The 14,145-nt window shown below is 57.0% G+C and carries 15 protein-coding genes; 7 read left to right on the forward strand and 8 right to left on the reverse strand.

Annotated features, from left to right (window positions below; translation table 11 throughout):
- Positions 1-121: 121 nt before the first annotated feature.
- Together rimK and rimB are read right to left on the reverse strand one after the other, a co-directional pair.
- Positions 122-1,027 (reverse strand): 30S ribosomal protein S6--L-glutamate ligase, encoded by a 906-nt coding sequence (rimK, locus tag AC3IUF_RS01290; RefSeq protein ID WP_007949201.1) that lies wholly within the window; start codon positions 1,025-1,027, stop codon positions 122-124.
- Positions 1,024-1,503: a retropepsin-like aspartic endopeptidase RimB gene (rimB, locus tag AC3IUF_RS01295; RefSeq protein ID WP_007917936.1), complete on the reverse strand. Its 480-nt coding sequence runs from the start codon at positions 1,501-1,503 to the stop codon at positions 1,024-1,026. The genes rimK and rimB overlap by 4 nt, the downstream gene beginning before the upstream one ends.
- A gap of 218 nt (positions 1,504-1,721) precedes the next feature.
- Between rimB and AC3IUF_RS01300 the strand changes: the two genes are divergently transcribed.
- The gene (locus AC3IUF_RS01300; RefSeq protein ID WP_007917939.1) at positions 1,722-2,129 is read left to right on the forward strand and encodes an RNA-binding S4 domain-containing protein; all 408 of its coding nucleotides are present in this window, start codon (positions 1,722-1,724) and stop codon (positions 2,127-2,129) included.
- Positions 2,130-2,250: 121 nt separating this feature from the next.
- Here AC3IUF_RS01300 and AC3IUF_RS01305 read toward each other — a convergent pair whose 3' ends face one another.
- Entirely contained in the window at positions 2,251-3,051 is an 801-nt protein-coding gene (locus AC3IUF_RS01305; protein WP_489280156.1) for a phosphatase PAP2 family protein, read from the reverse strand.
- A gap of 105 nt (positions 3,052-3,156) precedes the next feature.
- Here AC3IUF_RS01305 and hslO point away from each other — a divergent pair, with 105 nt between their 5' ends.
- Complete coding sequence (gene hslO / locus AC3IUF_RS01310; RefSeq protein ID WP_007917941.1) at positions 3,157-4,059, forward strand: Hsp33 family molecular chaperone HslO; 903 nt, start codon at positions 3,157-3,159, stop codon at positions 4,057-4,059.
- A 181-nt stretch (positions 4,060-4,240) separates the two neighbouring features.
- A complete protein-coding gene (locus AC3IUF_RS01315; RefSeq protein ID WP_007917942.1) occupies positions 4,241-5,782 on the forward strand; it encodes a phosphoenolpyruvate carboxykinase in 1,542 nt (513 codons plus the stop codon).
- A gap of 181 nt (positions 5,783-5,963) precedes the next feature.
- Here AC3IUF_RS01315 and AC3IUF_RS01320 read toward each other — a convergent pair whose 3' ends face one another.
- The 5 genes from AC3IUF_RS01320 to AC3IUF_RS01340 all read right to left on the reverse strand — a co-directional run bounded on the left by AC3IUF_RS01320 (position 5,964) and on the right by AC3IUF_RS01340 (position 9,117).
- Entirely contained in the window at positions 5,964-6,500 is a 537-nt protein-coding gene (locus AC3IUF_RS01320) for a Fic/DOC family protein (protein ID WP_489280157.1), read from the reverse strand.
- A complete protein-coding gene (locus AC3IUF_RS01325) occupies positions 6,500-6,670 on the reverse strand; it encodes a YhfG family protein (RefSeq protein WP_007917944.1) in 171 nt (56 codons plus the stop codon). Before AC3IUF_RS01325 ends, AC3IUF_RS01320 begins: the two co-directional genes overlap by 1 nt.
- A 292-nt stretch (positions 6,671-6,962) precedes the next feature.
- Positions 6,963-7,262: a hypothetical protein gene (locus AC3IUF_RS01330; protein WP_007917945.1), complete on the reverse strand. Its 300-nt coding sequence runs from the start codon at positions 7,260-7,262 to the stop codon at positions 6,963-6,965.
- Positions 7,263-7,604: 342 nt separating this feature from the next.
- The gene (locus AC3IUF_RS01335; RefSeq protein WP_489281587.1) at positions 7,605-8,747 is read right to left on the reverse strand and encodes a hypothetical protein; all 1,143 of its coding nucleotides are present in this window, start codon (positions 8,745-8,747) and stop codon (positions 7,605-7,607) included.
- A 94-nt stretch (positions 8,748-8,841) separates the two neighbouring features.
- Complete coding sequence (locus AC3IUF_RS01340; protein WP_007917948.1) at positions 8,842-9,117, reverse strand: hypothetical protein; 276 nt, start codon at positions 9,115-9,117, stop codon at positions 8,842-8,844.
- 303 nt (positions 9,118-9,420) lie between these two features.
- On the opposite strand from AC3IUF_RS01340, the gene AC3IUF_RS01345 reads away from it, so the two are divergent.
- The 4 genes from AC3IUF_RS01345 (at position 9,421) to AC3IUF_RS01360 (ending at position 14,114) form a co-directional block, all read left to right on the forward strand.
- Positions 9,421-9,924, forward strand: coding sequence for a hypothetical protein (locus AC3IUF_RS01345; RefSeq protein ID WP_007917950.1), 504 nt, complete (start codon positions 9,421-9,423; stop codon positions 9,922-9,924).
- A 182-nt stretch (positions 9,925-10,106) separates the two neighbouring features.
- On the forward strand, positions 10,107-12,035 hold the full coding sequence (locus tag AC3IUF_RS01350) for a RecQ family ATP-dependent DNA helicase (protein ID WP_489280159.1): 1,929 nt from the start codon (positions 10,107-10,109) through the stop codon (positions 12,033-12,035).
- A gap of 213 nt (positions 12,036-12,248) precedes the next feature.
- The gene (locus tag AC3IUF_RS01355; RefSeq protein ID WP_489280161.1) at positions 12,249-13,475 is read left to right on the forward strand and encodes a 3-hydroxyacyl-CoA dehydrogenase; all 1,227 of its coding nucleotides are present in this window, start codon (positions 12,249-12,251) and stop codon (positions 13,473-13,475) included.
- A 213-nt stretch (positions 13,476-13,688) separates the two neighbouring features.
- Positions 13,689-14,114, forward strand: a complete 426-nt coding sequence (locus AC3IUF_RS01360; RefSeq protein ID WP_007909073.1) for an acyl-CoA thioesterase — start codon at positions 13,689-13,691, stop codon at positions 14,112-14,114.
- Positions 14,115-14,145: the final 31 nt, after the last annotated feature.

Genomic DNA, 14,145 nt, shown 5'->3' on the forward strand with positions numbered 1-14,145 from the left:
GACCTGAAAGACTGGGGCGATTGTGGATTCGGCACAGCAGGATCAGGTCGGCGTATCTTTTAAGCATCCCCCAATCAGTCCCCTCTCCCTTCGGGAGAGGGCTAGGGTGAGGGGCTCGCTTTTAGCCCTTGCCTTTGGTCCGGGTCATATTCGGCCCGCCATTCTTCTCAAGATGCTCAATGATGATCCCCGCCACATTCTTGCCGGTGGTGGTCTCGATCCCTTCCAGCCCCGGCGACGAATTCACTTCCATCACCAACGGCCCGTGATTGGAACGCAGGATATCCACACCCGCCACTGCCAGGCCCATGACCTTGGCCGCGCGCAACGCGGTCATGCGTTCTTCCGGGGTGATTTTGATCAGGCTGGCGCTGCCGCCGCGATGCAGATTGGAGCGGAACTCACCCGGTTTGGCCTGACGCTTCATCGCCGCGATCACTTTGTCGCCGACCACGAAGCAACGAATATCGGCACCGCCGGCTTCCTTGATGTACTCCTGAACCATGATGTTCTGCTTCAGGCCCATGAACGCCTCGATCACCGATTCTGCGGCCGTGGCGGTTTCGCACAGCACCACGCCGATGCCCTGCGTGCCTTCCAGCACCTTGATCACCAGCGGTGCGCCGTTGACCATGTCGATCAGATCGGGAATGTCATCCGGCGAGTGAGCAAAACCCGTCACCGGCAGACCGATGCCGCGCCGCGACAGCAGTTGCAGCGAACGCAGCTTGTCCCGCGAACGGGCGATGGCCACCGACTCGTTGAGCGGAAATACCCCCATCATTTCGAACTGGCGCAACACCGCGCAACCATAAAACGTCACCGACGCACCGATCCGCGGGATCACCGCATCGAAGCCTTCCAGCGGTTTGCCGCGATAGTGGATCTGCGGCTTGTGGCTGGCGATGTTCATGTAGGCGCGCAGGGTGTCGATCACTACCATTTCATGCCCGCGCTCGGTTCCGGCTTCGACCAGACGGCGGGTGGAATACAGACGCGGGTTCCGCGACAGCACAGCGATCTTCATGCAACACCTGTGGAAGAGGTAGATACCGGGAACACCGGCTTGTCTTGTACATATTTGATGCCCGGATTGACCACCAACTGGCCATCGATCAGGGCTTTGGAACCGAGCAACAGGCGATAGCGCATGGACTTGCGGCAGGCGAGCGTGAACTCGACCGGCCAGACCCGATCACCGAGGGCCAGGGTAGTGCTGATGACGTAGCGCACCTGCGCATGGCCGTTGGAGCTTTTGATGGTTTTGCGTGTTACCAGAGGGGCTTCGCAGCGGCGGTGGCGCAACTGCACCACCGTGCCCAGGTGCGCAGTGAATCGCACCCACTTCTCGCCGTCGCGTTCGAACGGCTCGATGTCGGTGGCATGCAGGCTGGAGGTGCTGGCGCCGGTGTCGATTTTTGCTCGCAGGCCCGCAACTCCCAAATCCGGGAGCGCCACCCACTCGCGCAGACCGACAACGGTCAAATGGTCAAATGTCTTCAAAAAAATGCTCAACCGTGACAACCGCTTCAGCCCGCACGAGGCCGGATTCGCGGTATTCACGCAGAATAAGGGTTAAAAGGCGACAGATTTCTACAGCCCGGATTTCCGGCCCCGGAAGCAGGCGCCGAAACGCGCGCATTGTAATCCGGGACGCGGTCATTCATGACATGAGTGAAACGGTAGTACAGTTCATCAATATTTCAGAATGAGGAAATGCCATGGCACAAAAAAGCGAAGAGGACGACAAGGTCCGTCTCGACAAGTGGCTGTGGGCCGCGCGTTTTTACAAAACCCGTGCCTTGGCCAAAGCAGCGATCGAGAGTGGCAAGGTGCATTGTCGCGGCGAGCGCTGCAAGCCTGGCAAAGAGCCACGCATCGGCGATGAGTTCGAGATTCGTACCGGCTTTGAAGTGCGTACGGTGAAGGTCGAGGCGTTGTCGATTGTTCGACGCGGCGCACCCGAAGCGCAGACGTTGTATGCGGAGACCGAGGCGAGTATTGCCAAACGTGAAGCGGCTGCGGCAATGCGCAAGGCGGGGGCGTTGGGCGTGAGCACCGACGGCAAACCGAGCAAGAAGCAGCGGCGGGATTTGTTCAAGTTTCGCGGCAGTAGTAACGACGAATAATCGCATTGTTGCTGCTGGCCTCTTCGCGAGCAGGCTCACTTCCACAGGAGATTGCATTCTAATGTGGGAGCAAGCCTGCTCGCGAATCGAGGGCGCAGCCCTCGCCGAAGACCGCTCGGTATCAGGCGCTACGCACCACACTCATCCGCGCAACCAGCGGCAACTTGCCCAGCAACACAAAGATCGGCGCCGTCACCTTCAGCCAGAAGTTCGAGGCGTGATACGCAAACGGCGTGTAGTAACCCCAGCCCAACGCCCACACCGCGAGTAGCACACCGCCGATGTAATCGTCCTGACCCCAATGCGCACCGGCCACCAGGCGCGGCAGCATGAACAACAGCGCCAGGCCCCAGATCGTCACGAACTGGCCGGCCGTACGGCTGAACACGCCCATGAACAGCGCCCAGATCAACAACACCGAAGCGTGGTCACCGGGAAAGCTCTGGCTCGAGCGATCCTTCACTTCCCAGGTTTTTTCCAGATTCGGGAAGTAATCGCTGATGTGCACAGCTCCCTCAAGCATCATCGACGGGCTGCTGTGCTGCCAATCCATATGGTCGGCGAACTTGGAAAACAGTGCGCGAATCAGCACCATCAATAGCAGGATCGAAAGAAAACCGAAAAAAGCCCGGCGCACGTCAATCGCCTTGAACACCCAGTCGCCCTTGATCAGCAGCGTCAGCAGGATCAAGCCCACGACGATGTCGAACGGACGCATACTTGCAATTGCCCAGATGTGGAGCCATATGGGGTTGCTGGCCAGCGGTGCATTGAGTGAGCGAAACAGCCACTCGTCGAAAATCACACACAGCGAGTTGCCCGTAGGCCATAACCAGAAAGCCAGTAGCGCTAATGGCACTATGTTGCACAGAACCAGCCGGCCGAGGTTCCACCTTGATTGGAACAAACCCGGATTGTTCATAAAATGCCTCCCATGGCAGAGCAGTCGGCACCAAAAAGAGTGCCAAGAAGTGCAAATTTTCACGTCTTGTAACCATTTTGTCACCACATTCAGATACCCAAAATTATGACCGACCTACCGGATACCGATTTCACCCAACGTTTCATCTTTGATGACAGCGACACACGCGGCGAACTGGTCGCACTTGAACGCAGCTACGCCGAAGTCCTCGCCAAGCACCCGTACCCGGAGCCGGTCGCACAACTGCTCGGCGAATTGATGGCGGCGGCCTCGTTGCTGGTGGGCACCTTGAAGTTCGACGGCTTGCTGATTCTGCAGGCGCGTTCCGAAGGCCCGATCCCGATGCTGATGATCGAGTGCTCCAGCGAGCGCGACATCCGTGGTCTGGCGCGTTATCACGCTGACCAGATTGCTGCGGACGCTACCCTCGCCGATCTGATGCCCAATGGCGTTCTGGCGTTGACCGTCGACCCGACTGTCGGCCAGCGCTATCAGGGCATTGTCGATCTCGACGGCGAAACCCTGTCCGATTGCTTCACCAACTATTTCGTCATGTCGCAACAGGTCGGCACCCGCTTCAAGCTGTTTGCCGACGGTCGTCGCGCTCGCGGCCTGCTACTGCAGCAACTGCCGGCCGATCGTCTGAAAGACGAAGAAGATCGCGCCGCCAGCTGGCAGCACATCACCGCACTGGCCACCACCCTGACCGCCGATGAATTGCTCAGCCTGGACAACGAAACCGTACTGCATCGCCTCTACCACGAAGAGCAGGTTCGTCTGTTCGATGTGCAGAAACTGCGCTTCCGTTGCAGTTGCTCGCGGGAACGCTCCGGCAATGCGTTGGTCAGTCTGGGTCTGGAAGATGCGCAGCAATTGGTGGTCGAACACGGTGGCAACATCGAGGTTGATTGCCAGTTCTGTAACGAGCGCTACCTGTTCGATGCCACGGATGTTGCTCAATTGTTCGCTGGCGCAGGCGTCGACACGCCGTCAGATACCCGGCACTAAAACGGTTCAGCGCAGGTAAATTCACTGCGTAACGACGGAATTTCGCCGTTACGACGGGAGGACCCTACTCTTTTTGGGCTTTTCTGGCATAATCCGGCCCACTTTTTTCGCGGTAGTAGTGCACGACTTTCTACTACAAAACGTTTGGAGCACACTCGGCCACTGGCCGACGGGGAACCTCATGACGCAAGCCAATAACGCCGTGTACACCGATCTGAGTGTTGATGATCTGGTAAAAGAAGCCCTGAACCGCGGTGAGGGCGAGCTTGCCGATACCGGCGCTCTGGTTGTTCGCACTGGTCACCGCACCGGTCGTTCGCCTGTTGACCGTTTCATCGTTGAAGAGCCTTCCACCCAGGCCGCTATTGCCTGGGGCCCGATCAACCGCAAGTTCCCGGCCGACAAGTTCGACGCGCTGTGGGCTCGTGTAGAAGCATTCAACAACGCGCAAGAGCACTTTGTGTCCCACGTGCATGTAGGCGCGGCGGAAGATCACTACCTGGCCGTGAAAATGACCACCCAGACTGCCTGGCAGAATCTGTTCGGTCGTTGCCTGTTCATTAACCCGGCCCAGTACAACCCGGCCGGTCGTGAAGAGTGGCAAGTGCTCAACGTGGCCAACTTCGAGTGCGTGCCTGAGCGTGACGGCACCAACTCCGACGGTTGCGTGATCCTCAACTTCGCACAGAAGAAAGTCCTGATCGCCGGCATGCGTTACGCCGGTGAGATGAAGAAAGCCATGTTCTCCGTGCAGAACTTCCTGCTGCCGGCTGCTGACGTGCTGCCAATGCACTGTGCTGCCAACATCGGCGAAGAAGGCGACGTGACCCTGTTCTTCGGTCTGTCGGGCACCGGTAAAACCACCCTGTCGGCCGATGAAAGCCGTTACCTGATCGGTGACGACGAACACGGCTGGGGCGAAGGCGTGGTGTTCAACATCGAAGGTGGTTGCTATGCCAAGTGCATCGACCTCTCCGAGAAGAACGAGCCGGTTATCTGGAAAGCCATCAAGCACGGCGCCGTGCTGGAAAACGTCGTGATCGACGACGCCAAGCACGCCGACTACGCCGATGTCAGCCTGACCCAGAACAGCCGCGCCGCGTACCCGCTGGAGCACGTAGCCAAGCGTTCCGAGCACAACCTCGGTGGCGAGCCAAACGCGGTGATCTTCCTGACTTGCGACCTGACCGGCGTACTGCCGCCAGTGTCGATCCTCAACGAAGAACAAGCGGCCTACCACTTCCTGTCCGGCTACACCGCGCTGGTGGGCTCGACTGAAATGGGTTCGGGCAGCGGCATCAAGTCGACCTTCTCCACCTGCTTCGGCGCACCGTTCTTCCCGCGCCCGGCCGGCGAATACGCGGAACTGCTGATCAAACGCATCCGCGGCTTCGGCTCCAAGGTCTACCTGGTAAACACCGGCTGGACCGGCGGCGGCTACGGCGTTGGCAAACGCTTCAACATCCCGACCACCCGCGCAGTGATCGCAGCGATCCAGAGCGGCGCGCTGATCGGTGCAGCCACTGAACACCTCGACACTATCAACCTCGACGTGCCACTGGCCGTACCGGGCGTTGAAACCAACCTGCTCAACCCGCGCAACACCTGGGCTGACAAGGCTGCGTACGACGAGGCTGCGAAAGCACTGGCCGGTCTGTTCATCGAGAACTTCAAGAAGTTCGAAGTAAGCGACGCGATCAAGGCTGCAGGGCCTAAGTTGTAAGATTGGTTTGTTGTGAATGAAAAAGCCGCCCTTTAGGGGCGGCTTTTTTGTGGGCGAAAACAAGACTAACTGGCAATATTCCCGCAGAAAATGGCCTTAACTACCAGAATACTGCCACTTAAAGAGCCAGCTTTTCGCCAATGCAGCGGTCAAAGATCGCCACTAGCCCCCGATAATCACATCACACAGCATCAATGTTTGCTGGGACCCAAGCGTCATCTTTAACCAGCCACCAATCGACTGGGAAGCCTGCGTTAATAATGATTTGTTCAAATAATAGGCGTTGCGCTCGGCCATTACCTTCGCGAAAAGGATGGATGACATTCAAATCGCCATAAGCCTCAGCGATGTTCACCACAAGTTCTGGTTTGCCCATTCCCGCGAACCACGCCGAGCGCTCCATCACGCTAAAGATTTTTTGCGCTTCTGGAAGAATTCGCTCTGCAGTGCAGAAAAATGTTTGTCCCTTTTTGATGTTAACGGTACGCAACTGCCCGGCCCAATCGTAAACATCGCAAAAAAGAGTTTTATGGGCGTGCTGCAGGACACTTAAATCATAAGGAGGGGGGAGAAGACGAAATCGACTGATCGCGATTTCCGAGAGCTCTCGCTCTGCTTTTTGCAGTTCTTCTTCAGAATGGATGTCGAGCAAGTTACGCAGAACATCACTATGAGGGTAGCAATAGGGGTCTTGTCCGACCCCATATTTGTCCGTCATTAACGTGCAGTCTGACGATATTTTTCAATGACCGATTCCCTTGATGGAAGCGGTTTCTCGGCATCGGCACGGCTGGTATCGAAACCTTCCAGACGTAAGCTCGCCAGATAGTTTGACCGGCGTACTTTGTCGTAATAAGCCTGCTTCTGCTGGAACGTCAATTCGCTCATTTCATAGGCCTCTTGGTGCAGGACTCCAGTGTAGCGCAATCGTGTGGAGTGATAGGTCGGGATTTTCGATCCTTAAAGCGAGGCTGTTCATCGAGAGTCTGTTGGTTTTTTTGAATCATTTTGCCAGCCTTGGATATACGCGATGGTGCACATTCACCACGCAGAATTTCGTCCATTTCTCGCACGCTTTCCATCAGCTCATCAAAGAATTTGCTTATGGTTGCTCCCATGGTTGATTACCGTTTTTTGATCGCTCTCACAGAGTGCATAAGAGCGATACGATCACTCGATTTCAGGCTGGAGCCTTCCAGTTGAGCATCCGCTGCTGCGCAACCTGCAGCAGGTCGCAGCCGTCCTGCGTCAGCAGATAGAGGGCGTGGGTGATGTGGGGTATGTCTTCGACGTCGGCTTGTTTGAAGTTGAGGCAGTAGAGGGTTTTTAGCAGGTCGCTTGAAGCGCGCAGGCGCTGTACGGCGCATTCGAGGATGTCTTGCGGGTTGGCCTCGGTGTCGATGAGCAGAGGCTTGGTGTCTGTGAGATTGGATTCTAGTGGGCGGTAGCGTTCGGTAAGAAACTGATTCCATGTTTTCATTTTAGATATCTCTGAAGGTATCGAAAAACCGCTGCTACCGTGACCAAGCGGTGGAGGCGGGCTGTGTTCAAGTTGGTCAAACCGGCAGAGATAACCCGGTACGCCGAAGCGTCCCAAACACAGCCGCCATAAAAAGCGTGCCGACAGAATGTGCTGGCAGCATACAAGGGCATGCATCAGTTATCTCTGTTTTCAGGTGACCAAACCTGAGCCGCTGATTGCTTAGCGACAGCCACGACTATAGGTTCGCGCCCTCAAGTGGCGATAGGCGACAAAGCGTCTGGTTGCGTAGGAACGGGACGAAGATTTCATCAGACGTTCCTACCAACGCTTCATCTTTTTTCAACGCAGGTGTTTATACGCAGAAACATCCAACAAACTCGTCGTCAGCCCCGTTGCCGGCGCGTAGATCGAACCCTTCACCGCCGAAAACGGCACGCCTTTGCTACCCAGCGAAACATAGCGCTCACCTTGATCCAGTTCGGTGAAGTAGGTGTAGGAAACGCTGTGCATCTGCTTGTAGCGCGATTCGTCGGCGACGATGGCGCCAGTCAGGCGCAGCAGATCTGTTTCGCTCAGGTTCAGGGTTTTGTTCAGTTGCACGCCCCAGCGCTTGAGGCAGGTTTCGGCGAGGTGGCGAACGATGCGGCCAGGCTCGACCAGCGTTTTCAGGTCGCCGCTGCTGGTGGGCACGCCACCGTCAGCTGTGGCGTTGCCGGCCATGGTCGCGTGGCGGCCGGCCATGGGGTAGACGCTGGTTTTGGTGCCGGTGGCGGTCTGCGGGATCACACAGCTGAAACCTTTAGAACGTTCATCACGGGCATAGAACGCAACATATTCTTTGACGTTGGCGCCAAGTTTTACGCGCTGATCCTGGAAGTTGCCGATTCCCGGTACTGGATCAAGAGCAAATATATTCACCGGAATATTGTTCAGCTCTCGATCATTTAACATCGCATTGGCCAGCATGTGGCAACTTATGCCGCCGCGACTCCAGCCCACCAGATTGACCTGAGTGGGAATAGCGCCATCCTTGCGAAACGTCTTGATGATCTGCTCCTGTAACTTCTGTTGGGTCACGCAGCGATCGCCATAATTATATTTACGCCAGAGCCACGAACCTTCGATTTTTACATCCTCAATAGGAATGCCAGCCGCTTTAAGGCGGTTGTATTCGGCCTCGGTGAGTTGTTCGCGCTGCCAGTCGCATTTGCCCTTGATGATATTGATGGCATGCCGCACGTTTTCCTCCCAGCCTTTGCCAAACAGCGTGCCGGTAAGACCGTACTCCTCGGTCTTGGTGAACAGGTCGTCGGCTTGCAGGTTGCCACTGCCAGGTCCGTCGACCACGATCCACTCGGCGAATTCCCGGCCGGTATGGTTGGATGCCAGTGTGGAAACCAGTTCGCCGTCCCAGAAGTTTTCATGGGTAGTGTCAAACTTGTTGGATCCGGTGCCGCAAAAAAATATGGTTAAAACTGTCATGGTGTTGCTCTCGTTTAGTTGTAAGAGCGAACAAGTTAGTGTCAGTTGCATGTATAAATAAAGCGTGGTGGTGTTTCCGTATTTGTAGTGTGGTTCAGTTGTATGTTGTTTGCGGTGGTTTTTGTTTGGCAACTTCAAGTAAGTCGCAGCCATCCTGCACCAACAGATAAAGTGCATTGACGATGTTGGGAATATCTTTCACGTCAGCCTGCTTGAAACATAAGCAGTAGAGCGTTTCCAGCAAATCCCCGGCCGCCCGTAAACGCTGATCGGCGGCATTGATCAGATCCGTCTGGCTTGAGTGGCTGTCGATAAGCAGTACCGGGTTTTCGCTGTAGCAGGTCTTGAGGGGGCGATAGCGGTTGATCATGGTGAGGCGTGTCCTGTTCGAAGGCGCTGGGGCGGGCCGGCAGCGGGTTTGCAGCCGCGCCGGCCACTATAGAAGGGCGTTTCTCTGTGGGACAAGACAGCTGCAATGGACAGTATTCGTAGGGGTTTTTCCGTGTTTTGAGGAAATGCCCTACGTGTTTTCGCAGCTTTTTCAGGCCAAAACCCTTAGGCGTAATAATTCCTACGTGATTGTCAGGCGATTCGCGGTAAACCGCTGTATCGTGCGCGCCAGAATCTGTAGGGCGCTTCCAAACGTCTGACACGCGCTTAAAGGGAATTAGGTATGCACTGGCTACGAATGGCCGCAATTTTATTGCTCGGGCTGGGCACTTGCCGTTTGGCCATGGCCTCTGAAGTTGGCAATGCATGGGTGCTGGATCGCCTCGATCGCACCGACTGGCCGGAGGCCCTTATCAGCCAGGCGAATATGGACACGGCTTCACGCGGTGAGGTGTTGATGTTCGCTAAAGCCCTGCTGGCCAGCGAGGCGCTGGATGAGGAAGGGCTTGAGCAGCGACTCGGTGTGCCCCACGTGCAACTGAAGTCGATTCGCCACGTGCGCGACGGCCTCTGGGAGGGATTGCTGAGCACCTATCGCAACGCCAGCCAGAACTGTGATGAGCAACCGTTTTGCCCGCGTGTGCGCAGCGTCGCTGACTTGCGTCAGTTGGCGGCAGCGTTTACCGGCGACATCAGCCCGGCCCATGCGTTGTGGGCGAGCAAGAGTCAGGGCGTGCATGAGCAGATGCTGAATGAGCAGTTGCGGGTGGCGGTGTTGCGTCCCTGATTTTTTAAGCTTTGTGATGTGGCGACTGGCCTCTTCGCGAGCAGGCTCGCTCCCACAGAGTGCCACGGTGTTCGTGACATCCGCTGTATCATTCCGAATCGATTTGGCCCCGACCTTTTCTCGACTCGCTGCGATCGCCCGCTAGGCTGTTGGCATGGCAGCAGTCAATGGAGTGACAGCGAATGCACAACACCCTGGAACAGGTTTTTGGTTTTCCACAGTTTCGACCCGGTCAAGAAACCGCGATCAGTGCGGTGCTGGCCGGGCGCTCGGCGGCGGCGATTTTCCCCACCGGTTCCGGCAAGTCGATTTGCTATCAATTGCCGGCGCTGATGCTGCCGCATCTGACGTTGGTGGTCTCGCCGTTGCTGGCGTTGATGCAGGATCAACTGGCCTTTTTACAACGTCACGGTATCTCGGCGGGCAGCATCGATTCGGCGCAGAGTCGCGATGATGCCAATGACGTGATGGCTCGCGCCCGTTCGGGTGAATTGAAGATTCTGATGATCTCGGTGGAGCGCTTGAAAAACGAGCGCTTCCGCAACTTTCTGCAGCAGGTGCCGATCTCGTTACTGGTGGTGGACGAGGCGCATTGCATCTCGGAGTGGGGCCACAACTTCCGCCCCGACTACCTGAAGCTGCCGGACTATCAGCGCCAGTTCAACATCCCGCAAACTTTGCTGCTGACAGCCACCGCAACGCCTAAAGTCATCGCCGACATGCAGGCCAAATTCGCTATCGCCGCTGACGATGTGGTGACCACCGGTTTCTATCGGCCCAACCTCAATCTACTGGTGGAACCGGTACGTGGCCAGGACAAGCGCCGGCGTCTGGTGGAGTGGATGGCCGAGCGGCCGGGGCAGCCAAGCATCGTCTATGTGACCTTGCAGAAGACTGCTGAGCACATCGCTGAACACCTTGCGCGCAACGGCATTCAGGCCGAGGCGTATCACGCCGGTTTAGCCCACGACAAACGCGAAGCGATCCAGAAACGCTTCATGGCCGGGCAATCCAATTGCATCGTCGCGACCATCGCGTTCGGCATGGGCATCGACAAAAGTGACATCCGCAATGTCGTGCACTTCGACCTGCCGAAATCCATCGAAAATTACAGCCAGGAAATCGGCCGCGCCGGGCGTGACGGGCAGCCGTCGGACTGTCTGGTATTAGCCAATCGCGACAGCCTCAATGTGCTGGAAAATTTCGTCTACGGTGATACCCCGGAGCGCGACGGCATTCGTTATGTGCTCGACGAACTGAAAGCCTCGGTGCCGGACGGGCAGTGGGAGTTTCTGCTTGGGCCATTGGCGGATCAGAGCAATATTCGCTCACTTCCGCTGAAGACATTGCTGGTGCAACTGGAACTGCGCGGCTTGATCGCGCCGCGCTACGCCTACTACGCCGAATACCGTTTCAAATACCTGCTGGAACCCGAAGCGCTGCTTGAGCGCTTCGAAGGTGAACGCAGGGATTTCGTCGCTGCGATCATTCAGACCTCGGCGCGCGCACGCACCTGGGCCACGGTGAATTTCGAGGCGATGTACTCGCAGTATTCCGCCGAGCGCAATCGAGTGGTGAAGGCGCTGGATTATTTTCAGGAGAAGGGCTGGGTCGAGCTGGAAAGCAAGCAGATGACCGAGGTCTATAGCCTGCTGAATAGTGAATTTGACAGCGATGCCCTGAGCGCTGAGTTGCATGACTATTTCACCCGGCATGAACAGGCCGAAGTGGCGCGCATCCACACGATGCTTGAAGTCTTCGCCAGCGAGCGCTGCCTGGGCTATCGCTTGGCCGAGTATTTCGGTGATCACAATGCGCCCGAGCAGTGTGGGCATTGTTCAGTGTGTCACGGCCAGGTTGCGCGGTTGCCGGCGCCACCGGAGTTGCCAGCGCTTGTGGATAAAAACTTTGCGGCGTTATGTGGCGATTTTATCCACAGGCACGAGCAGCACACTGGGGTGATTCCAACGGCTGAGCGGCTGACGAGGTTTCTGTGCGGGATCAGCGTGCCGCTGTTCACCAAGCTCAAGGCGCGTGCGATTCCCGGGTTTGCGGTATTGGAAGAATATCCCTACGCCGAAGTCCGCAGCTGGGCGCAAGAGCACCTCTGATCGTTGTAGGAGCTGCCGAAGGCTGCGATCTTTTGATGTTGATTTGTTCAAGATCAAAAGATCGCAGCCTTCGGCAGCTCCTACATTAAGTGTCATCAAGGCGGGGGCTCTATCCATCCGCTGAATGTCGATCATCACGGTAATAAACTTCAAAAACCGTCGTTGGCTGACTATGGTTGAGGTCTGTCTTTGGATCGCCAACAAGAGAACAACATGAGCCAGACATCCTTCGATATTCAGCAGGCCGCAGTGATCGGTGCGGGCACGATGGGCCGGGGCATTGTCATGTGTCTGGCCAATGCCGGCGTGAACGTGCAGTGGGTGGATAACAATCCACAGATGCTTGAACAGGCGCTCGCCACAGTGGCCGAGACTTATGCACACAACGTGCGCCAGGGCCGGATTGATCAGGCCGAGGCGGATGCACGTATCGCTCGGGTCAGTGCGGCGGCGGATTACCCGGCGATTCGCAATGTCGATCTGGTGATCGAGGCGGTGTACGAAAATCTTGAGCTGAAGCAGAAGATCTTTCGTGAGCTGGATGGCTTGCTCAAGCCTGAAGCACTGTTGGCGAGCAATACATCGGCGCTGGATATCGATGCGATTGCTGCGGCGACAAGGCGTCCGGAGCAGGTGCTGGGTCTGCATTTCTTCAGCCCGGCGCACATCATGAAATTGCTGGAAATCGTTCGCGGTGCGCAGACTTCCGCGGCGGTGCTGGAAGCGGCGCTGGCGCTGGGCAAACGCATGGGCAAGGTCAGTGTGGTGTCGGGCAACTGCCACGGCTTTATCGGCAATCGCATGTTGCATCCGTATGTCCTGGAGGCGCGCAAGATGCTGCTCGAAGGCGCTTATCCACAGCAGGTCGACGCGGCACTGCAAGGTTTCGGTTTTGCCATGGGGCCGTTTCGCATGTACGACGTGGTCGGCATCGATCTGGAGTGGCGTGCGCGCGAATTGGCCGGCAAGGGCCAGGATGCGCCAGAGGTTCAGGTGGACAACCGCTTGTGCGAGATGGGCCGGTTTGGCCAGAAGTCTGGCAACGGTTATTACCATTACGAGCCGGGCAGTCGTCAGGCCGAGCACGATCCTGAGGTCGATGCGCTGGTATTGCAGGTCAGCGAAGGGTTGGGCTTCCAGCGCCGCGAGATTGGTCCTGAGGAGATCCTGGAGCGCAGTCTTCTGGCATTGGTCAACGAGGGTGCGAAGATTTTGCAGGAGGGCATTGCCGAGTCTGCACACGACATCGATCTGGTGTACCTGAACGGCTACGGCTTCCCGGCGGACAAGGGCGGGCCGATGGCCTGGGCGGATCAGCAGGGGCTGGCGGATATTCATCAGCGCTTGCTGGCGCTGGAGACGCGTCAGGGCGATCAGTGGAAACCGGCGCGGTTGATTGGTGAGTTGGCGGCGCAGGGTGGGCGGTTTGCTCAGGATTAGTGTTGAAGTCAAAATCTTACCCCCTCACCCCAGCCCTCTCCCCCAAGGGGGCGAGGGGGAAAGGGAGCCGATCTCTGTGCCTTTCGCGTTCGGCTCGGCAATTCAGGTCGGTGTATTTCGAGAGAACACCTCGGTCAGTCCCCTCTACCTCTGGGAGAGGGCTAGGGTGAGGGCAAGCAGCCTCACTGAAAAAACAAGAGAACCAGCACAACCATGTCCACCCCTCAGCGCACCGACTACCCACACTTCCAGCCCATCACCACACGCTGGCACGACAACGACGCCTACGGTCACGTCAACAACGTCACCTACTACAGCTTCTTCGACACGGCGGTGAACACTTACCTGATACAGGTCGGTGGTCTGGATATTCATGATGGCGAGGTGGTGGGGTTTGTGGTCAGTTCGGCGTGTGATTACTTCGCCTCGATTGCCTTTCCTGATCTGATCGAGGTCGGTCTGCGGGTCGGAAAATTGGGCAACAGTTCGGTGCAATACGAGTTGGCGGTGTTCAAGGTCGGCGATAGCGAGGCCTGCGCGGCCGGGCGCTTCGTTCATGTATTCGTCGATCGGGCGAGTAACCAGCCAGTGCCGATTCCCGCCAAGCTGCGGCAGGCACTGGAATACCTTGTGGTTTAAAAAAGGCAAAAAAAATCGCAGCCCTCGGGCT

The sequence above is a fragment of the Pseudomonas sp. KH_040 genome (genome assembly GCF_057839305.1).

Coding starts and splice junctions, on each gene's coding strand:
- rimK (WP_007949201.1), bottom strand. CDS start 1,027: ATGAAGATCGCTGTGCTGTCGCGGAACCCGCGTCTGTATTCCACCCGC.
- AC3IUF_RS01300 (WP_007917939.1), top strand. CDS start 1,722: ATGGCACAAAAAAGCGAAGAGGACGACAAGGTCCGTCTCGACAAGTGG.
- AC3IUF_RS01305 (WP_489280156.1), bottom strand. CDS start 3,051: ATGAACAATCCGGGTTTGTTCCAATCAAGGTGGAACCTCGGCCGGCTG.
- hslO (WP_007917941.1), top strand. CDS start 3,157: ATGACCGACCTACCGGATACCGATTTCACCCAACGTTTCATCTTTGAT.
- AC3IUF_RS01315 (WP_007917942.1), top strand. CDS start 4,241: ATGACGCAAGCCAATAACGCCGTGTACACCGATCTGAGTGTTGATGAT.
- AC3IUF_RS01320 (WP_489280157.1), bottom strand. CDS start 6,500: ATGACGGACAAATATGGGGTCGGACAAGACCCCTATTGCTACCCTCAT.
- AC3IUF_RS01325 (WP_007917944.1), bottom strand. CDS start 6,670: ATGAGCGAATTGACGTTCCAGCAGAAGCAGGCTTATTACGACAAAGTA.
- AC3IUF_RS01330 (WP_007917945.1), bottom strand. CDS start 7,262: ATGAAAACATGGAATCAGTTTCTTACCGAACGCTACCGCCCACTAGAA.
- AC3IUF_RS01335 (WP_489281587.1), bottom strand. CDS start 8,747: ATGACAGTTTTAACCATATTTTTTTGCGGCACCGGATCCAACAAGTTT.
- AC3IUF_RS01340 (WP_007917948.1), bottom strand. CDS start 9,117: ATGATCAACCGCTATCGCCCCCTCAAGACCTGCTACAGCGAAAACCCG.
- AC3IUF_RS01345 (WP_007917950.1), top strand. CDS start 9,421: ATGCACTGGCTACGAATGGCCGCAATTTTATTGCTCGGGCTGGGCACT.
- AC3IUF_RS01350 (WP_489280159.1), top strand. CDS start 10,107: ATGCACAACACCCTGGAACAGGTTTTTGGTTTTCCACAGTTTCGACCC.
- AC3IUF_RS01355 (WP_489280161.1), top strand. CDS start 12,249: ATGAGCCAGACATCCTTCGATATTCAGCAGGCCGCAGTGATCGGTGCG.
- AC3IUF_RS01360 (WP_007909073.1), top strand. CDS start 13,689: ATGTCCACCCCTCAGCGCACCGACTACCCACACTTCCAGCCCATCACC.